Consider the following 17,421-nt stretch of genomic DNA (forward strand, 5'->3'; position numbering starts at 1 on the left):
TCAGCTCTGTCATTCGGACAAATGGGAACTAAACATTTTCCAAAAAGTTCCGCTAAGTGGGCCAAATGTCCAAATGACAGAGCTGACCCTGATTTTCTTAGTGGAAACCGAGGGTGATGGTGGTGCCGGTCAGGTCGATGCCTTTGATGGAGATGCTGCCGAAGCTGCTGCCCTCGGTGCCTTTCACCCGGATGTTGTTGAAGGCGATTTCGCCGATCGAGGACGGCAGGCTCAGCGTCAGGCTGCCGTCTTTGTTGATGGTCGCGGCAGCCTTGCTCGGGTCGTAGACCACGTTCTTCATGCTGGTGTCGGCTTCGAGGAAGCCCAGCACCGGGTTGAGCAGCTTGCTCATTTCGCCCACCACTTCCGGGTTGTTGCCGCGCGCGTGTTTGACGGCGTTGACCAGCTCGTCGCTCAGGCCTTGCGCCGAGGTCTCGCCCAGTTCCTCTTCGCTCAGGGCGCGCAGGGCGCGGTTGCTGACCGGGGCGCCGGCCGTCAGCGCCGCCGCCGGCAGGGCCGAGGCCGCATAGGTTTCCAGCGGCGCCAGCAGCGAGGTGGCGATCGCCGCCGCCATCCTCAGCCGTCGCTGCTTGCGCAGGGCGTGTTCAATGTGGTCCTGCGTGATCAGGTTGAGCTCGGCGAAGATGTCGCCCAGCCGCTGGCCGGTCTGGCGTTGCAGTTCGATCGCGCTGGCCAGCTGTTCTTCGGTAATCAGCTTTTGCTTGACCAGCAGCTGGCCCAGCATCGATTTATTTTGGTCGCTTGATAGCCATCCCATCTTGTTCTCCTCAGGCCGACTTGTGTGGTGGGGCGGGCGCCTGCAAGACGTCCGGTCCCGGCCCCGGCTGGTGCGCCAGGTGCTGGATGTCGGACGGCGCCATGCCGAACCAGCGCTTGCAGGCGCGGTAGAAGGCGCTCGGCTCCGAGAAGCCCAGCTGGAAGCTCAGCATTTTCAGCGACAGTTCGCCCGCGCTCAGCGATTGCCGCGCCAGTTCGCGCCGGGTGTCGTCCACCAGGTTGGTGAAGCTGGTGCCTTCCTCCGCCAGCCGCCGTTGCAGGGTGCGCTCGCTCATCATCATTTGCGAGGCGACGTCGTCGCGGTGCGGCGGGCCTTTCGGCAGCAGGCTGGCCAGCAGGGCTTGCACTTTGGCGCTGAAGGTCGGCGGCTCGGCCGCGGCCAGCGTGGCCAGCACGCGCTCGCCGCCGCCGTTCATCAGCGGCGGATTGGCCGGCAGCGCCGACACCAGGTCGGTGTCGGAAAATTCCATCACGTTGTGCGGCATGTTGAAGCGCACCGGGCAACCGAAGGTTTCCTCAAACACCTGCGCGTTGGCCGGCGCGGGGAAGCAGTATTCCACCACCACCGGGGCGATGTCGTCGCGCCCGGCGGCGCAGCGCAGCGAACGCAGCAGCACGCACCAGACGAAGTCGTAGCGCTGCTGCGGCACCGCGCGCTGCGCGCCCGGCAGCACCAGCCCCACGCGCGTGTGGCCATGGCAGCGCTCGATCGAGCTTTGCACGGTCGGCGACACCAGCATGATGTGGCCCATCACGCCCAGCCAGCCCAGCCGGTGCGGCGTGGCGATCTTCAGGCCGATCAGCGGATCGCCCGACTGCTGCACCAGCAGTTCCCACAGGTGGCTCAGTTTGTCCGACAGGGTGAGGGCGTCGCAGGCGATACCGTCGCCTTCGTCCAGGCCGGCCTGGGCAAACAGCGCTTCGGCTTGCACGCCCGATTGCGCCAGGCGCGATTTCACGCCGCGCACCAGATGCAGGGCGGAGGAGTACGTCATGGCGTGACCGCGGCGCGCAGGCGCAGGCCGATTTTTTCTTTCAGGCCTTGCAGTTTGGGATCGATCACCGGCCGGGTGTCGGCCGCCACGCCTTCGCCCAGGGTTTTCTGCATTTCCGGCAGCATGGCTTCAAATTTTTTCTTGACCGGCGATTCCAGGATGGCGATCAGTTGCTTGAGCTCCTCCTCGGTGTAGCGCTCGGCCAGCAGCGGGGCGATGGTGGTCGGGATCAGCTTGTCGGCGCTGGCGCGGGTGATCGGCGTGGCGTCGGCCATGAATTGCTTGGCTTCGTTGACGATGTCGGTCATGGCGGCGTCGCGCTTTTCCGGCGCGGCCCGCCCTTGCAGCATGGCGCGCGCCTGTTGCACCGCGTCCGCCACCGGCACTTGCAGCATGGACTGGCCGATGGTGTCGATGTTCCACAGCTTGAGTACCTGATCCACCAGCGCCTGCTTGGCCGGGGACACCGGCGCGGCCTGCGCGCTCAGGCAGGCTGCGCTTAAGGCCAGCAGCATCAGACCGTGTTTGGCTTTTTTCATGTTGTGCTCCTCCAAGGGGAAATCAAAAACGCTTGTTCAATTCAAAGCCGAAGTAGCGGACGTGGATGTCGCCGCGTACGTCTTGTCCCGCGTACGGGTTGTAGATCACGTTCAGGAAGGTGTTGCAGTTCATATTGCAGCTGGTGTTGGCCGGCGTGTAGTACTTGCCGGTCATGTAGGAGCCGGTGACGTTGATGTCCATGCTCTTGCTGATCCGGAAGCCGATGCCGGCGCTGCGCAGCTTGGTGTTCGGCAGCGGCGCCAGCAGGTCGATCTTGTCTGCCGGGATGGAGGTTTTGCGCGGCTCGTAGCCCAGCCGGATCGACAGCCGCTCGATCGGATTGAGTTGCAGGCCATAGGCCAGGTTGACCACGCTCTTGTAGCCGCGCGGGATGATCAGCTTGCCCGAATCCGGAATGCCGTACAGCCGCGCCACTTCCAGCAGCTTGACGCTCTGGTCGAACTGGAAGCGCAGCGCGTCCCAGTCGCTCCAGCGGGCGTAGCTGGCGTCCACGTTCAGCTGGACGTATTTGACCGGCTTGAGTTTCACCCCTACCTGCAAGTGCGCCGGGAAGGGGATGGTGGCGCTCATATTGCCCTTCTGTACCGCCGGGATCGAGGATGGGAAGCCCAGCACCGCGCCCGCGATCGGTCCCAGCAGGCTGGCGTTCATGCCGCGCACGAAGTTGCGCAGCATCGGTTCGGTGGAGAACACGTAGCTGCCGGTGTAGTGGGTTTTCGATCCGCCCTGGAACACCGCGCCCAGCGCGAACCTGGGCGACGGTTCCCACAGCACGCCGAAGTTGATGGTGGGATCGAACGGCGCCGTCAGTTCCAGCCGCATATTGGCCGCTTTCTTGAACGGGCTGACCATGCCATCCTTGCCGCCGCCGCACACGCCGAAACCGAACACGTCGATGATGTTGCCGCCGTCCTCCGGGCACCAGCCTTTTTGCAGCTGGCCGAACACGCCCAGCAGCTCGTTGGGGAAGCGCATATTGGTGTCGACCACGAAGGCGGCGTGCGCGATCGGCACCGAGACGCCGAAGCGCAGCGTCTCGGAGAATTTGTAGCCGACCGAGGGCGCGGCGTACACCAGGCGCTGGATTTGTTCCTGCCGGCCCTGGTACTGGCCGGGGTCGTTGGGATCGGTGGTGCGGTCCAGGCTCATGGCCTGCGCCATATAGCTGTCGGTGGCGAAGGTCCAGGGCGAGCCGGCCTTGTTCCACGCCATGCCGATGCCGGGCACGGCCACCGCCGGCAATCGCCAGCCCGGCATGCCGTAGCCGGGCACGTACATGATTTGCCGCACCGGGCCGGTGGAGGTGTTGGACAGCGGATCGTCGCGCCAGCCACCGACGTCGAAATTCGGCCCCGGCTTGAAGCTGGCGCTGGTGCGGATCGAGGCCACGAAGTTGTGGATGCTCTCGCTGTCGCCTTCCAGCCGCGCCAGCCCGGCCGGGTTGAAGTGGATCGAGGCGATGCCGGGCGGATCGGCCGTGACGGCATTCCCCATTGCCATCGCCACCACGCTGGTGGTGAGGTTTTCGGTCAGCGCGGCGTGGGCCGGCAAGGACACGCTGAGCGTGCCGGCAACCGCGGTAGCAATGGCGAGGCGGCGCATGGTCAGAAGCTCAGCGGCAGGTTCATGCCAACGATGAGGTTGGGCGAGTCCGGCGTCAGGCCGATGCCGACCGAGAAGTTGACCGTGGTCTTGGGCGAGACGCGGTAGCCCAGGCCCAGGTTGAGGATGCCCGAGGTTTGCATATGGGTCTTGGCTTCCAGGCCGTCGGCGAAGCGCAGCTTGGAGCCGGCCGAAATCGCTTCCTGGAAGGAGATGGTGGTGGAGATGCCGTACGACAGCGCGTACGCGAAACCGAGGCCGAAGCCCACGCTCGGTCCCGGCGCCACGCGCGTCAGGATGCGCGAGCCGTTCACCTGCCACAGGTTCTTGGCCGGCAGGCTGGCGGTGACGTTCACCGAGCCGAACAGCGCGACCGGGTCGACGATCTTGTTGACGTTGAGGCCGACGGTGGCGGCGCCGACGCCGCTGCCGGTGGCTTCGCCGCTGCCGGCGATGATCTTGAACGGGCTGCGGCCGGTCGGCAGGCGCACGTTGCCGGTCACGGTCAGGCCGGGCTGGTCGCGGCGCGCCTCGAACGGCTGCCAGCGCGCGCCCACGCCGATGTCGCCGATCGAGTTGGACAGGCCGCTGCGCGCGGCGGTGTCGGCGTAGCGCGAGATCAGCGGCAGGGTGACGTTGGCGGTCAGGTTGTCGCGCACGCCGTAGTCGGCCGAGAAGGTGTTGGTCACCGTGTGCGAGTTGTTGTTCTCGATGTTGAACAGGGTGGCGCTGCCGTTGGCGATGTCGGTGACGATGCGGTCCTCGCCGACGTAGCTGTAGCTGACGTCATAGGTCAGCGCCAGCTGGTTGCGGCGGATCAGGGTGTATTGCTTGTCCACCGCAGTCAGGGTTTGCTTGAGCAGGGCGCTCTGGTCGCCTTCGCCTTCTTTTTTGGCGAGCGCGTCGCGCGCGGCGTCGGCGGTGGCTTGTTGCGCCAGTACCGGGGCGGCGGCAAACGCGATGACTACGGCAAGGGGTATGGTGCGTAACATCATGGGACTTCCTTGTGAGAGGGGGATTAGTTGTGGCGCATCCAGGTGCCGGCCGCGCCCGAATTGACGGCACGCATCAGCAGCTGGGCGGCGTTGCTCAGAGGGGCCAGCCGCCCCTTGCCGGTGACGCGGTCCATGTCGACCACGCCCAGTTCCTGGTCGTTCAGGGCCAGCTGGTTGACCGGCGCCTGGCCCTTGGCCGGCGAGATGATGAACAGGGTGTTCTTGTCCCACCAGCGGGCGAATTCCTCGACCGAAAACACGATGTTGCCGGCCGACGGATCGGCGATGTAGACCACGCCGTCACGAATCCCGCGCAGCACCACGAAGTGCTTGGAGCCGGCGTAGTCGATCGGCACGATGGCCGGCTCTTCCAGCGTCTTCAGGTCCTTGATCTCGGCCTTGAAGCCGGCCCCGCTCATGCCCAGCGAGCCGACGTAGCGTTTCATGTCCAGCAGCGAAAAGCCGCGCCGCTCGATGATCTTGTCCTTCTCGCCTTTCTCCAGCATGCCTTCCATGGCTTGCTGCTCGTTGACCATGACGCCGAGGTGGTAGTTGAGGATGGTGACCAGCGCGGCCGAGCCGCAGCTGTAGTCGAAGGCCTGGCGCACGATGTGCTTGTACTTGAGCTCTGAGAACGGCTCCAGTTGCACCGATTGCACGTACGCGCCGCCGCCGCCCAGCAGGGTCTGCGGCATCTCGTACTGGCTCTTGGGCCGGTCTTGTGGTTCGTGTCGGGACATGACACCGGCGCCGCCGATCATGGCGGCGAGGACTCCCAGCAGTAGCGCGAGCATGGCTTAGACCACGTTGCTCACGTGCGCGCGCATGCATGGGAAAGTTCGGGCGTAGGCTCCGCCCAGAGGCGTCCGGCGCCCCATTGCTGATTTCATGCTGTGTCTCCAATGTTCTCGATTCGAACGGTCGTGCTTTATTTAAGCGACAACTCGTCTTTTCATTTTTGTAAGTCATTAACGCATGGTTTCCGGAGCCGTCGCACCTGATTTTTTAGAAATGTGACTCTAGGTTTTGGCTTGAAACCTATGCTACGGCAGGCGACAAAAGCGCAACACCGTGTTCCCTCTGGATGGCTCCCAGGGCCAAGTCGTTGGCTTTAACGGTCAGCGCGACAAGCTGGACCCGTGGCGGCGGCGACTCATATGATTAATTTAATTAATATTCAAATATTAAGATTTTCACGAACCGCAGGCGGCGCCCCGGCGCTCCTACCCGGAGCGTTTGGCGGTTGCCGCGCGGCCGTGAGCCCAGACAAAAACCTACTCATACAACCGGAGATACCAAATGCAAATCATCAAAACCACCGTCGCGGCAGCCCTGGCAACCCTGGCCTTCTCGGCATCGGCCATGACCCCGATCCAGGACGCGGAACTGAGCACCGTCAGCGGCCAGGACGGCGTGTCGATCGCCGCCAACTTGAACATCAAGATCGATTCCTTCGTCTACACCGACACCGACGCGCTGGACGCTTCGGGCCTGGGTGGCGGTTCGGTCTCGTTCAACGGCATCAAGGTCAACGGCCTGATCGCCGCCAACATCGACATCCTGTCGAAAGCCTCGTTCCTGGCCGCGGCCGGCGCCGCTGGCGTGACCAACCCGGGCACCTTCTACAACCCGGCCACCGGTGGCGACGTGGTGCAGATCGCCATCCCGTCGACCGTGGTCGCTGACGGCCACTACCTGAACGTGTCGGTCGACTCGATCAAGATGGGCAACAATGCCGCTTCGTTCGGCTCGGTCGCCATGAACCAGATCGACATGCGCGGCACCACCGTCTGGATCTTCGCCCACTAATCGGCGCGGCTTCCCAGGCCTGTAGCTTGGCCTGAGGAGTCATGGACGCTGATGGCTGCGGGACCCTACACTGGTCCCGCAGTATCAAAAAAACACACACCGATATAAAACCATTAACGGAGACGATCACATGCAATTCTTCAAAACCGCAATCGCAGCAGCCCTGGCAACCGTGGCTTTCTCGGCATCGGCCATGACCCCCATTCAAGACGCGGAGCTGAGCACGGTCAGCGGCCAGGACGGCGTGTCGATCGCCGCCAACCTGAACATCAAGATCAACTCCTTCACCTACACCGACACCGACGCGCTGGACGCTTCGGGCCTGGGCGGCGGTTCGGTCTCGTTCAACGGCATCAAGGTCAACGGCCTGATCGCCGCCAACATCGACATCCTGTCGAAAGCCTCGTTCCTGGCCGCGGCCGGCGCCGCTGGCGTGACCAATCCGGGCACCTTCTACAACCCGGCCACCGGCGGCGACGTGGTGCAGATCGCCATCCCGTCGACCGTGGTCGCTGATGGCCACTACCTGAACGTGTCGGTCGACTCGATCAAGATGGGCAACAACGCCGCTTCGTTCGGCTCGGTTGCCATGAACCAGATCGACATGCGCGGCACCACCGTGTGGATCTTCGCGCACTAATCGTCTGAGCGGCGGCGGCTGCGTGGGCAACTGCCGCTTCCCCATCATGATCACTCCATCATTGCGCCGGCTGCTGCCGGGTGCGGTCCTGCTGTGCACGATGCACGCGGCCTCGGCACAGATGCAGCCCCTGAGCGAAGAAGAGCTGTCGGCCGTCAACGGCCAGGGCCTGGTCAGCATGACCAACAGCAGCCTGAACGGCTTTGACTTCAGCAAGATCGCGCTCGACGCGGACATCACGCTGAGCGCGAACCTGCGCAATATGCGTCTGGGTGAATACACGTACGCCGCGCGCAATGGCAGCGGCGCCGATCTCGATATCCCGCTGCTGCAATTCGGCCGCAGCGATGGCACCGACGCGCAACGCGTGGTGCGGATCAGTAATCCCTATTTTGAATTCGTCTACAAGAACGCGGCCGATGGCGCCTCGCGCGAGGCGATCGGCATGCGCTTTGGCTTCGAATCGATCAGCGGCGACGTCGGTTTGCAGATCACCACCTTGTCCGGCTCGATGAAGGTCACCGGCACGGCGGCCGACGGCAGCGCCATCGTGCTCGACTCGCGCACCGACGCGCTGGGCGGCAAGCGCTGGGATGGTTCCTGCGCCGCGCCCTGCCTGACCCTGTCGCAACTGGGCGGCGTGACGGCGGGCGACGCCAGCGGCGGCAGCCGCGATTTCTGGATCTCGCTGCTGAAGACGGCGGTGCAATTCCCCACCGCCAGCGGCCAGCCGGCCAACGACACGGCGCAAGCCGGCATGTGGCTGAACTGGCGCGACAAGCTGCAAGCGTTGAGCACCAACGGCGTGACGCCGCCCAACCTGCCGAAAGGCCGCTGATGCGGCGCGCGCTGACGGCGGGACTGATGCTGTGCGCGCACTACTGCGCGCCCGCGGCCTGGGCGATGGAGCCTTTAAGCGACAGCGCGCTGTCGGCCGTGCGCGGGCGCGACGGCGTCAGCTTCGATCTGAACGGCTTCGCCATGAGCGGCGATGCGCGCGTGAGCTATACCACGCCGGCCGGCTCTTCGCTGTACGTGGAAAAATTCCACGCCTCGCGCAGCGACAATCCGCTGCCGTTTTCCGACCCTTACCGGCTCGACATTCTGCCCTCGGCGCCGGGGCTGGCGGACTACATCAACATCGCTTTCCCGACCAATGCCAATGGCGACCAGCGCTGGCAACTGGCCTACGACTGGGGCGTGGGCGCCAACGGCGTGGTGCGCGAGCAGGGCAGTGTGGTGGTCAAGGATCTGGTGTTCCATGGCGGCGGCTTGCAGTTCACCACGCCGCAAGTGAATGACGGCATCGCCTTCGGCGCGGCGCTGAAAATGGATATCGGCCAGCTGTCGTTCCAGCCGCGCGGGCGCGACGATGCGACCGAGGCCATGGTGCTGAGCGGCGTGCACATCGCTGGTGTCGATGGCAACCCGTGGGTGATCGCGCACGTGGCGGCGCAGCCGGCGGTGATCAATGCGCTGACCGATGAGACCGGGCCGCGCCTGCACATCGGCATCGATTGGCCGGACGCGCGCTATGGCAATGGCCAGGCCTCGGCGGGCAGCATCGTGGTGGACAATATTTCGTTCGTGAGTCCGGGGCAGCCGACGGTGGATCTCGGTTCGTCGCGCATCGGCTCGGTGCAGATCCAGTACCTCGATATCAAGTTCAAGCAATGATGAAGCGCGCCTTGTTCCTGCTGATGCTGGCTGGCGCGGCGCGGGCCGGCGAGCTCAAGCCGCTGGACGATCAGGAACTGTCGCAGGTCAGCGGCGGCGATGGCATCAGCTTTGCGGCGCACGTGGTGCTGAACGATCCGACGCTGGTGGGCGCGGTGAGCGACAGCCGCTTGTCGCTGGGCTTCAGCGGTGGCGGGCAGAACCGCTACATCATGTTCAAGAACGTGCGCGGCACGGTGGACATGTTTGCCGTCAGCCTTGGCGTGCAGACGCGCACCGATGGCGGCGGCGACTACATCGCCATCGGATTGCCGGGGTATGTGCACTACACCAACCTCGGCTTCGAATCGCTCAGCGTGCAAACCGATCCCACCGCGCCGGTGAGCAACAGCCTGGGCAGCCTGAACATCAACGGCACGGTGTCGCTACAAGGCCAGGTCCGCTTCTGGGGCCACTAACCCCAACCCGGGGTCAGTTCTTGCAATCCAACACGAGCTCATGTATGAATGCAAGAACTGACCCCGGGTTGAGGGTTTATTCTGTGGCGAAGATGCACAGGGCGATTAGCGGGAAGGCGAGGCCGGTCCATAGCACGCCGGTCCAGCCGTGCGCGGCGAACATCCAGCCGCCCAGCGATGAGCCGATCGCGCCGCCCATGAAGAACAGCGCCATGTACAGGCCGTTCAGGCGGCTGCGCACTTCCGCCGGCAGCGCGAAGATGGCGCGCTGGCCCGTCACCAGGTTGGCGGAGACGCCCATGTCGAGGATGATCGACGCCAGCACCAGCAGGCCCAGGTCGACCAACCGGCTGCTGTGCACCAGCAGCGGCAGCGCGAACGCCAGCGCGCCCAGCGTCAGCGCCACCAAGGTGGTCGAGCGGCTCTTGCCCTGATCGGCGCGATGGCCGGCGATCGGCGACACCAGCGCACCGGTCACGCCCACCAGCGCAAAGATCGCCACGCCGCTCTGGCTGATGCCGAAGTACGGTCCGGTCAATTCCAGCGATACGCAGGTCCAGAACACGCTGAACGCGCCGAACATGCACGCCTGGTAGGCCGCGCGCCGGCGCAGGATGGGCGTGGTTTTCAGCAAATGCCACATCGACGCCAGCAGTGCGAAGTAGTGCATGCCGCCCTCGGGCCGGCGCAGCGGCAGTTTGGCGCGCAGCACGAAGGCGAGGCCGGCCGTGGTGAGCGCCGATAGCACGAAGATGGCGTGCCAGCCGAACGCGTCGGTCACCAGGCTGGCCACCGGCCGCGCCAGCATGATGCCCATCAGCAGGCCGCTCATCACTTTGCCGACCGTCTTGCCGCGCGTTTCAGGCCGCGACAGGTGCGCCGCGAACGGCACCACGATCTGCGCCGCCACCGAGCCGATGCCGATGCACAGCGCGGCAAACAGGAACAGCCTGGCGCTGCCGGTGATCGAGGCCGCCAGCAGGGCCAGCGCCGTGGTCAGCAGGGCGATGAAGATCAGCCGGCGGTTTTCCAGCAAGTCGCCCAGCGGCACGATGAACAGCAGGCCGAGCACGTAGCCGATCTGCGTCAGCGTGACAATCAGCCCGGCCGCGCCGGGATCGAGGCCGGTGGCTTTGCTGATCGGACCGATCAGGGTTTGAGCGTAGTACAGGTTGGCGACGATCAGGCCGGTCGCGATGGCGAACAGCCAGACCATGCCGGGCGAAAGGTCGTGTTTTGCATCCGTCATCGATTACAGCCCCCCGCCAGCGACTGTCGCACTTCGGCGGTGATTTCGTAGGAGCGCAGGCGTTGCGCATGGTCGTAGATTTGCGAGGTGATCATCAACTCGTCGGCGCCGGTGCGGGCGATGAAGTCTTGCAGCTGGCGGCTGACGGTGTCCGGCGCGCCGATCGCGGTGCAGGACAGCACCGCGTCCAGCATGGCCCGCTCCGGCAAGCCCAGCGTGTCGAGGTAGCCGGCTTTCGGCGGCGGCAGTTGCGAAGGACGGCCGGTGCGCAGGTTGACGAAGGCTTGCTGCATGGAGGTGGCGCGGAAGTGCGCTTCTTCATTGGTGTCGGCGGCAAACACGTTGAAGCCGAGCATGACGTAAGGCTTGCTCAGCTGCGCCGACGGTTGGAAGTTGGCGCGGTACAAGGAGAGAGCCTGCATCATCATCTGCGGCGCAAAGTGCGAGGCAAAGGCGAACGGCAGGCCCAGATGCGCGGCCAGTTGCGCGCCGAAGGTGCTGGAGCCGAGTATCCACAGCGGCACCCTGGCGCCCTTGCCCGGCACCGCCAGCACGCGGCCGCGCGGCGTGTCGGACATGTAGTCTTGCAGTTCCAGCACGTCTTGCGGGAAGGCGTCGGCGTCGGATTCCAGATTGCGGCGCAGGGCGCGCGCGGTGGTCTGGTCGGAGCCGGGCGCGCGGCCCAGGCCGAGGTCGATACGGCCGGGGAACAGCGCTTCCAGCGTGCCGAATTGCTCGGCGATCACCAGCGGCGAATGGTTCGGCAGCATGATGCCGCCGGCGCCCACGCGGATGGTGCTGGTGCCGCCGGCCACGTGCGCCATCACCACGGCGGTGGCGGCGCTGGCGATGCCGGGCATGCCGTGATGTTCGGCCAGCCAGTAGCGCTGGTAGCCCCAGCGTTCGCCGTGCCGGGCCAGGTCCAGCGTATTGCGGAACGAGGCCGATGGGTTGCTGCCCTCGGCAATCGGGGACAGGTCAAGAATGGAAAATGGAATCATGGTGCTACCTGAATGAAGTGACTGACAATCCCATTGAAAGGGTATGGGTATAAGCTTTCTAAATGGACAGACAAGCATACACAGGTTGGAGCGAGCGTGCTGGCGACGCCCTGATTTGCGCGACTGGGTTAATGCGTCGTTTCATCTCAGGCTGAGATAAATATTAATGAGATTAATAAGGCAATCTTTAAAGACGGAAGTGTGAGCAAAATAATCAGTAATTATCAAAATCGCCTGACATAATGTTTTATTTTGCCGACGGTTTTTAAAAATACTTTCTGCTGGAACATAGTCCTGATTTACCATTGGAAACTCTTCTGTGTAAATCGTGACTGCAATGGCCCGCGCATTTTTCTTCGCTTTGTTACTGGCTTGCTGCCAGACCGTTTTCGCCGCCGGCCAGTTGTACCGGGTCACGCATGAGGGCAGGACCAGTTATCTCTACGGCACTGTACACGTCGGCCGCGACGGCGCTTATCCGCTTGACGATGTGGCGACCCGAGCGCTGCTTGACTCCAAGGCGCTGGTAATCGAACTTGATATCCGCGAAGACAAGGCTTTCCAGCTGGCGCTGGCGCGCCATGCCCGCTATCCGGAAGGCGACGCGGTGCAGCATCACCTTACCCCAGATACTTTGCAAAAGATGGTGCAGGCGCTGGCGCGCGCCGGCATTCCTTTGTCCTCGGTGCAGCAGTACAAGCCGTGGCTGATCGCCAATCTGCTGGTGGGGGCGGAGCTGGACCGGAACGGCTATCAGCGCAGCCAGGCAGTGGAATACGCGCTGCTGGCCGCCGCGCAAAAGCAGGACAAGACGGTGCGCGAGCTGGAAAGCGCGGATTACCAACTGGGCTTGTTCGACAGCCTGGACGAGCGCCAGCAAGAGCAGTATCTGCTGGAAAACCTGGCCGACCTGGCCGACGGCGATTCGCTGAAAAAATCGCAAGCCTTGCTGGAGGCCTGGCGCGTGGCGGACGGCGCCGGCATCAACGCCGCGTGGAAATCCGCCACCAGCGGCGACAGTGTCTCCGCCGCGTTCATGAACCGCGTACTGCTGGGCAAGCGCAATCCCGAAATGGCCGCCAACATCGAGCGCATCATGCAGCAGGACCAGGTGGCCTTTGTCGGCGTCGGCCTGCTGCATCTGGTGGGCGACGATGGCTTGCCGCAGCTGCTCAAGCGGCGCGGCTACCAGGTCGAGCAACTGTATTAATACGGCTGCACCGCGCCGTTGCTGTAGCGGACGCGGTCGCCGATCTTGTAGCTGGGCGAAGCCTCCACCACCACCATTTGCGTGCTGCCGTCGTCCATGCGCACGGTGACACGGTAGACTTTATCGGTCGGCATGCCGCCGGCCGCCGCCGCACCCATCACGCCGACGCCCACATCCTGCCGCTGCATCTGATCGATGGCTTGCACCACGCCGTAGCTGGTTGGTGAAGTCGTGCTGGTGTTTGTTGCCGGGCCGGCCATGCTGCTGGTATTGGTGTCGCTGCCGCCTTGGTTCATCCTGTCCGCACAGGCCGCCATGGACAGCGCGCACAGCGCCATGGCACACAGAGTCATCTTTTTCATATTCGCCTCCCCAAATAGCGTCAGAGCGGCGCGGCGCGATATCGTTCCCTTACCTGGGGCTTGTGTTGATATACATCAATTGAAACATGCTACCCACACGCAATAATTGATCGGTATCACTTTAAAGGACATCGATATGTTGACACGCGTGACAGACACTATTATCGAAGAGTTAATTGATGCCACCTGCCATGACGTACGCAGCAGGCACTTTTTTCTTCATGCACTGCACGGCTTGGTTCGCGTGGCCAAGGCCGAACAACTCCAGGAACTGCGCAGGGATGTGGAACGGGCCACCGGCATAGTCAGCCAGCCGGAAGGATGCGATACCGGCTCCACAGAACCCACATAAAGCCGGAGGCCAGCACCGCCGCATTGCAGTCGACCAGCCAATCCGATACCGCCCCGTGGCGGTAGGGGAAGAAGCTTTGCACGAACTCGTCCAGCGCGCCCATCAGCGCGATGGTGAGCACGGCTTTGACTGCGCGTTGCGCCAGGCTGCCACGGCTGCCGGTAAAAATCAGGAAGGCCAGTCCCGCGTAAGCGATGGAATGCAGGATCACGCCGGTGGCCACCTGGCCGATGTCCTGGCGCGCCCCGGGGATCGAGCCCAGTACCAGAATCAGCAGGTACAGCACGATGGCGGTCCAGTAGCGCAGGCGGGCGTGGGAAGTGGAGAGGAGGAGAAGTTTGAGCATGGAGCAGACGATACCATGCACTGCAAAAAAACGGGAGTGGCGCACCAGGGGCAAGCCTGGCGCGCCGGTTCTTCAGTCATGCCTATCGGTTGCATGTACTTAAGATGGTGCCAGTATAGGCGGCGTTTGTTACGCCCTCATGACAGCGCGCAAAAAAAAAGCCCGCTGTCTGGAGCGGGCTTAAAACTATTTTCTTGGAGGAGAATAGTGGAGACAGGTGAGATTATGCTGCGTCGCCAGATATGTGTCTAATTGTTGTTTCAGATACCAGTCATCAGGCTGGAGCATATCTCTGTCATTTGACCGGGACGGTGTAGTTCAGGGCCAGGCGGCCGCCGTCCACGTACAGGGTCTGGCCGGTCATGTAGCTGGCGTCGTCGCTGGCGAGGAAGGCGGCGATGGAGGCCACTTCCTCCGGCTCGCCGCAGCGGCCCATCGGCGTGCGCGACAGGATGGTGTTGCGCGATTCCGGGCTGGCCATCACGGCTTGCCTGGCCAGTTCGGTCAGGATGGTGCCGGGCCCGATGCCGTTGACGCGGATGCCGTGCGTGACCAGATTCAGCGACATCACCTTGGTCAACTGGTTGATCGCGCCTTTCGACACCACATACGGCACCTGATTCGGGATCGCCAGTTCCGCGTTCACGCTGGACATGTTGATGATGGAGCCGCTCTGCTGCCTGACCATCACGCGCGCCACCGCCTGGCCGCACAGGAACATGGACTTGAGATTGATGCGCATGACGCGGTCGAAATCTTCCTCGCAGAGGTCGAGGAAGTTGGCGGCGTGGGTGACGCCGGCGTTGTTGATCAGGATGTCGATGCGGCCGAAGTCCGCGAGGGTGGCGGCCACCATGGCGTCAACGTCGGCCTTCTGGCTGACATCGGCGGCGAAGAAGCGGGCTTGTTCGCCCAGCTTGGCGGCGGCTTCCGCGCCTTCGGGTTTGATGTCCACCAACATGACCTTGGCGCCCTCGGCGATCATGCGCTGGGCGCAGGCCAGGCCGATGCCTTGGGTGGCGCCGGTCACGACAGCGACTTTGTTCAATAATTTCATGGGAGAGTCTTTCTGGGGTGGCGATGGCAAATTTTAACAGCCACCAGTGGGCGGGTTACAATAGAGGGTTTGCAATTTTCCTGAGGGGGCCGTCGTGACTTTTATTAACAAATTATCCGCCGCCTGGACGGCCAACGACTCCCTGCTGTGCGTCGGTCTCGATCCGGACATGGCCAAGCTGCCGGCCCGGTTCCAGAACGACCCGCAAGGCATTTACCACTTCTGCCGCGAGATCATCGACGCCACCGCCGATCTGGCCTGCTCGTTCAAGCCGCAGATCGCTTACTTCGCCGCGCTGAGCGCGGAAGGCCAGTTGCAGCAAATCTGCGATTACGTGCGCGAGCATTATCCGCACATCCCGCTGATCATGGACGCCAAGCGTGGCGACATCGGCGCCACCGCGCGCCAGTATGCGCGCGAAGCCTATGACCGCTATGGCGCCGACGCGGTGACCGTCAACCCGTACATGGGCTTCGATTCGGTCGAGCCGTACATGGAGTGGGCGGACCGTGGTGTGATTATCCTGTGCCGCACCTCGAATGCGGGCGGTTCGGATTTGCAGTTCCTGGATGTGGGCGGCAAACCGCTGTACCAGCATGTGGCGCAACTGGTGGCGCACAAGTGGAACCGCAATGGCCAGTGCGCACTGGTGGTCGGTGCGACCTTCCCGGAGGAGCTGGCGCAGGTGCGCGCGATCGTCGGCGACATGCCGCTGCTGGTGCCGGGCATCGGTGCGCAGGGCGGCGATATCGCGGCCACGGTGAAATCGGGCCGCACCGCGCATGGCGCCGGCATGATGATCAACTCGTCGCGCGCGATCTTGTACGCGGCGCCGCAAGCCGGCGAAGACTTTGCGATGGCGGCACGCCGCGTCGCGCAGGAAACGCGCGACGCCATCAACCAGTACCGTCGCTAAGCTGCCGCTTATTGCCTGACGAAGACAGGATCGGTGTCGTCGTCCACCGGCACGGCGTCGTACCACTGCGACGTTGGCTTGCCGTCCGTGCCGCTGGCAAAGCGGATGCGGAAGTCGCTGTTGGCCTCGTAATAGAACTCCGTAGGCGACAGCGGCAGCAGCGTTTCCCACTTCCCATTGGCCGGATATTGCACCAGCAACCGGCCGTCTTTCACCTCGAAGGTGTAGCGTTCGCCGGCATGCGTGTAGACGCCGGCGTATTGTTGCAGCACGCTGTCGGCCAGTTGCCGCGGCGTTGGCGCCGGCAGCGCGGTGCCGGCAGCCAGGGTGGCGATGCGGCGCGCGGCCGGGAACAACCCGAATTTCGGTGCATCGTCGCTGTTGCTCAGGATCGATACCAGTACGTTTGACGCCGGCATGTAGACGATTTCAGCGTGGAAGCCCTGGATGTCGCCACTGCTGCGAATGTAGGGCTGGCCCGACATGGTGTGCGGACGGATGCCGTAGCCGTAGGGAACGCGGTGGCCGTTGGGCAGTATCACCGCGGTGTTCATGGCTTTCAGGCTGGCCGGCTTCAGCACCTTGCCGCTTTGCAGCGCGGCGGTCCAACGGGCGAGGTCGGCATTGGTGGACGCATAGCTGCCGCCGCCAAATAGCAGGGTGCTGCTCCAGCGGACCGCTAGCTTCGGACCGTGTTCATATGGCGTCACCAGTCCCCTGATCAGGCCGGCGTTCTGGATGTAATGCGTTTGCGTCATGCCGAGCGGGACAAAGAACTGGCGTGCCAGGTAGGCGTCATACCTTTCGCCGGACAGCTGTTCGATGATCATGGCCAGCAGCGTGTAGTTGACCGAGGAGTAGGCAAAGTCCTGGCCCGGCGGCGCCAGCAGCGGCATGGCGATGGCGGCCTGCAACAGATCTTGCGGGGTGTGGTCGGCAAACGCGGCATTGCGGAAGGCGGCATCCATGAATACATTGGCGATGCCCGAGGTGTGGTGCAGCAGGTGCTCGACGGTGATGCTGTGCCAGGTGGCCGGCAGGTTGGGGAAGAACTGGCGGATCGGTGTCTGCACCGCCAATTTGCCATCTTCGACCAGTTTCATGATGGCCGCCGCAGTGAACTGCTTGCCGACCGAGGCCGCGTAAAACACGCTGTCCGGCTTGATGGGCACGTTGAGTTCGACGTTGGCCAGGCCGTAGCCTTGGTGGAGGAGGGTAACGCCATTCTTCTGCACCAGTACCGCCGCGCCTGGCAGATTGGCTGGGAACAGCCGCCGCAGTTCGGCATCGATGGACTCGGCCGGCGTGGCGGCGCAGGCGGAAGCGGCAAACAGGATGGCGGCGCCGGCGGCGGTAAGCAACTGCATGGAGATTCCCTCGACAAGTTGATCGT

19 protein-coding genes are annotated in these 17,421 nt (G+C 63.6%); 7 read left to right on the top strand and 12 right to left on the bottom strand.

Features of this window, described 5'->3' with window-relative positions; translation table 11 throughout:
* Nucleotides 1-97: 97 nt before the first annotated feature.
* From GM676_RS10905 to GM676_RS10930, 6 genes are read right to left on the bottom strand one after another with little or no spacing between them, the layout of a single operon-like run.
* Nucleotides 98-778: a cyclic di-GMP-binding domain-containing protein, MshE-related gene (locus GM676_RS10905; RefSeq protein ID WP_155463585.1), complete on the bottom strand. Its 681-nt coding sequence runs from the start codon at nt 776-778 to the stop codon at nt 98-100.
* A 10-nt stretch (nt 779-788) separates the two neighbouring features.
* Complete coding sequence (locus GM676_RS10910) at nt 789-1,793, bottom strand: AraC family transcriptional regulator (protein ID WP_155463586.1); 1,005 nt, start codon at nt 1,791-1,793, stop codon at nt 789-791.
* Nucleotides 1,790-2,332, bottom strand: coding sequence for a DUF2059 domain-containing protein (locus GM676_RS10915; protein WP_155463587.1), 543 nt, complete (start codon nt 2,330-2,332; stop codon nt 1,790-1,792). Before GM676_RS10915 ends, GM676_RS10910 begins: the two co-directional genes overlap by 4 nt.
* A 22-nt stretch (nt 2,333-2,354) precedes the next feature.
* Entirely contained in the window at nt 2,355-3,956 is a 1,602-nt protein-coding gene (locus GM676_RS10920; protein WP_155463588.1) for an OmpP1/FadL family transporter, read from the bottom strand.
* Nucleotides 3,957-3,958: 2 nt separating this feature from the next.
* On the bottom strand, nt 3,959-4,951 hold the full coding sequence (locus GM676_RS10925; RefSeq protein WP_155463589.1) for a transporter: 993 nt from the start codon (nt 4,949-4,951) through the stop codon (nt 3,959-3,961).
* A gap of 23 nt (nt 4,952-4,974) precedes the next feature.
* Nucleotides 4,975-5,745, bottom strand: coding sequence for a C39 family peptidase (locus tag GM676_RS10930; protein WP_155463590.1), 771 nt, complete (start codon nt 5,743-5,745; stop codon nt 4,975-4,977).
* A 505-nt stretch (nt 5,746-6,250) separates the two neighbouring features.
* On the opposite strand from GM676_RS10930, the gene GM676_RS10935 reads away from it, so the two are divergent.
* From GM676_RS10935 to GM676_RS10955, 5 genes are all read left to right on the top strand, one after another.
* Entirely contained in the window at nt 6,251-6,760 is a 510-nt protein-coding gene (locus tag GM676_RS10935) for a DUF6160 family protein (protein ID WP_155463591.1), read from the top strand.
* A gap of 130 nt (nt 6,761-6,890) precedes the next feature.
* Entirely contained in the window at nt 6,891-7,400 is a 510-nt protein-coding gene (locus tag GM676_RS10940; protein WP_155463592.1) for a DUF6160 family protein, read from the top strand.
* A gap of 46 nt (nt 7,401-7,446) precedes the next feature.
* Nucleotides 7,447-8,238 carry a hypothetical protein gene (locus GM676_RS10945; RefSeq protein WP_155463593.1) on the top strand — a complete coding sequence of 264 codons (792 nt, stop codon included), beginning with the start codon at nt 7,447-7,449 and terminating at the stop codon, nt 8,236-8,238.
* Entirely contained in the window at nt 8,238-9,077 is an 840-nt protein-coding gene (locus tag GM676_RS10950; RefSeq protein ID WP_229262629.1) for a hypothetical protein, read from the top strand. Before GM676_RS10945 ends, GM676_RS10950 begins: the two co-directional genes overlap by 1 nt.
* A complete protein-coding gene (locus GM676_RS10955) occupies nt 9,074-9,535 on the top strand; it encodes a hypothetical protein (protein WP_229262630.1) in 462 nt (153 codons plus the stop codon). Before GM676_RS10950 ends, GM676_RS10955 begins: the two co-directional genes overlap by 4 nt.
* Nucleotides 9,536-9,611: 76 nt before the next feature.
* Here the strand turns inward: GM676_RS10955 and GM676_RS10960 are convergent, their stop codons facing one another.
* The gene (locus GM676_RS10960; RefSeq protein ID WP_155463662.1) at nt 9,612-10,751 is read right to left on the bottom strand and encodes an MFS transporter; all 1,140 of its coding nucleotides are present in this window, start codon (nt 10,749-10,751) and stop codon (nt 9,612-9,614) included.
* A 29-nt stretch (nt 10,752-10,780) separates the two neighbouring features.
* Nucleotides 10,781-11,785, bottom strand: a complete 1,005-nt coding sequence (locus GM676_RS10965; protein ID WP_155463594.1) for an LLM class flavin-dependent oxidoreductase — start codon at nt 11,783-11,785, stop codon at nt 10,781-10,783.
* Nucleotides 11,786-12,122: 337 nt separating this feature from the next.
* Here GM676_RS10965 and GM676_RS10970 point away from each other — a divergent pair, with 337 nt between their 5' ends.
* On the top strand, nt 12,123-12,995 hold the full coding sequence (locus GM676_RS10970) for a TraB/GumN family protein (protein ID WP_155463595.1): 873 nt from the start codon (nt 12,123-12,125) through the stop codon (nt 12,993-12,995).
* On the opposite strand, the gene GM676_RS10975 is transcribed toward GM676_RS10970, so the two are convergent.
* The 3 genes from GM676_RS10975 to GM676_RS10985 all read right to left on the bottom strand — a co-directional run bounded on the left by GM676_RS10975 (nt 12,992) and on the right by GM676_RS10985 (nt 15,112).
* Nucleotides 12,992-13,357 carry a hypothetical protein gene (locus GM676_RS10975; RefSeq protein ID WP_155463596.1) on the bottom strand — a complete coding sequence of 122 codons (366 nt, stop codon included), beginning with the start codon at nt 13,355-13,357 and terminating at the stop codon, nt 12,992-12,994. The genes GM676_RS10970 and GM676_RS10975 overlap by 4 nt on opposite strands.
* 305 nt (nt 13,358-13,662) lie before the next feature.
* Nucleotides 13,663-14,055 carry a VanZ family protein gene (locus tag GM676_RS10980; RefSeq protein ID WP_155463597.1) on the bottom strand — a complete coding sequence of 131 codons (393 nt, stop codon included), beginning with the start codon at nt 14,053-14,055 and terminating at the stop codon, nt 13,663-13,665.
* Nucleotides 14,056-14,350: 295 nt separating this feature from the next.
* Nucleotides 14,351-15,112, bottom strand: coding sequence for an SDR family NAD(P)-dependent oxidoreductase (locus GM676_RS10985; RefSeq protein ID WP_155463598.1), 762 nt, complete (start codon nt 15,110-15,112; stop codon nt 14,351-14,353).
* Between the two features lie 94 nt (nt 15,113-15,206).
* Here GM676_RS10985 and pyrF point away from each other — a divergent pair, with 94 nt between their 5' ends.
* Nucleotides 15,207-16,028 carry an orotidine-5'-phosphate decarboxylase gene (gene pyrF, locus GM676_RS10990; protein ID WP_371866190.1) on the top strand — a complete coding sequence of 274 codons (822 nt, stop codon included), beginning with the start codon at nt 15,207-15,209 and terminating at the stop codon, nt 16,026-16,028.
* Nucleotides 16,029-16,036: 8 nt separating this feature from the next.
* On the opposite strand, the gene GM676_RS10995 is transcribed toward pyrF, so the two are convergent.
* Nucleotides 16,037-17,395, bottom strand: coding sequence for a serine hydrolase (locus GM676_RS10995; RefSeq protein WP_155463599.1), 1,359 nt, complete (start codon nt 17,393-17,395; stop codon nt 16,037-16,039).
* Nucleotides 17,396-17,421: the final 26 nt, after the last annotated feature.

The sequence above is a fragment of the Duganella radicis genome (genome assembly GCF_009720825.1).
GTDB lineage: Bacteria > Pseudomonadota > Gammaproteobacteria > Burkholderiales > Burkholderiaceae_D > Rugamonas > Rugamonas radicis.

Coding starts and splice junctions, on each gene's coding strand:
- GM676_RS10940 (WP_155463592.1), top strand. CDS start 6,891: ATGCAATTCTTCAAAACCGCAATCGCAGCAGCCCTGGCAACCGTGGCT.
- GM676_RS10905 (WP_155463585.1), bottom strand. CDS start 778: ATGGGATGGCTATCAAGCGACCAAAATAAATCGATGCTGGGCCAGCTG.
- GM676_RS10910 (WP_155463586.1), bottom strand. CDS start 1,793: ATGACGTACTCCTCCGCCCTGCATCTGGTGCGCGGCGTGAAATCGCGC.
- GM676_RS10920 (WP_155463588.1), bottom strand. CDS start 3,956: ATGCGCCGCCTCGCCATTGCTACCGCGGTTGCCGGCACGCTCAGCGTG.
- GM676_RS10955 (WP_229262630.1), top strand. CDS start 9,074: ATGATGAAGCGCGCCTTGTTCCTGCTGATGCTGGCTGGCGCGGCGCGG.
- GM676_RS10935 (WP_155463591.1), top strand. CDS start 6,251: ATGCAAATCATCAAAACCACCGTCGCGGCAGCCCTGGCAACCCTGGCC.
- GM676_RS10970 (WP_155463595.1), top strand. CDS start 12,123: ATGGCCCGCGCATTTTTCTTCGCTTTGTTACTGGCTTGCTGCCAGACC.
- GM676_RS10965 (WP_155463594.1), bottom strand. CDS start 11,785: ATGATTCCATTTTCCATTCTTGACCTGTCCCCGATTGCCGAGGGCAGC.
- GM676_RS10930 (WP_155463590.1), bottom strand. CDS start 5,745: ATGCTCGCGCTACTGCTGGGAGTCCTCGCCGCCATGATCGGCGGCGCC.
- GM676_RS10980 (WP_155463597.1), bottom strand. CDS start 14,055: ATGCTCAAACTTCTCCTCCTCTCCACTTCCCACGCCCGCCTGCGCTAC.
- GM676_RS10945 (WP_155463593.1), top strand. CDS start 7,447: ATGATCACTCCATCATTGCGCCGGCTGCTGCCGGGTGCGGTCCTGCTG.
- GM676_RS10975 (WP_155463596.1), bottom strand. CDS start 13,357: ATGAAAAAGATGACTCTGTGTGCCATGGCGCTGTGCGCGCTGTCCATG.
- GM676_RS10925 (WP_155463589.1), bottom strand. CDS start 4,951: ATGATGTTACGCACCATACCCCTTGCCGTAGTCATCGCGTTTGCCGCC.
- GM676_RS10995 (WP_155463599.1), bottom strand. CDS start 17,395: ATGCAGTTGCTTACCGCCGCCGGCGCCGCCATCCTGTTTGCCGCTTCC.
- GM676_RS10985 (WP_155463598.1), bottom strand. CDS start 15,112: ATGAAATTATTGAACAAAGTCGCTGTCGTGACCGGCGCCACCCAAGGC.
- GM676_RS10960 (WP_155463662.1), bottom strand. CDS start 10,751: ATGGTCTGGCTGTTCGCCATCGCGACCGGCCTGATCGTCGCCAACCTG.
- GM676_RS10915 (WP_155463587.1), bottom strand. CDS start 2,332: ATGAAAAAAGCCAAACACGGTCTGATGCTGCTGGCCTTAAGCGCAGCC.
- GM676_RS10950 (WP_229262629.1), top strand. CDS start 8,238: ATGCGGCGCGCGCTGACGGCGGGACTGATGCTGTGCGCGCACTACTGC.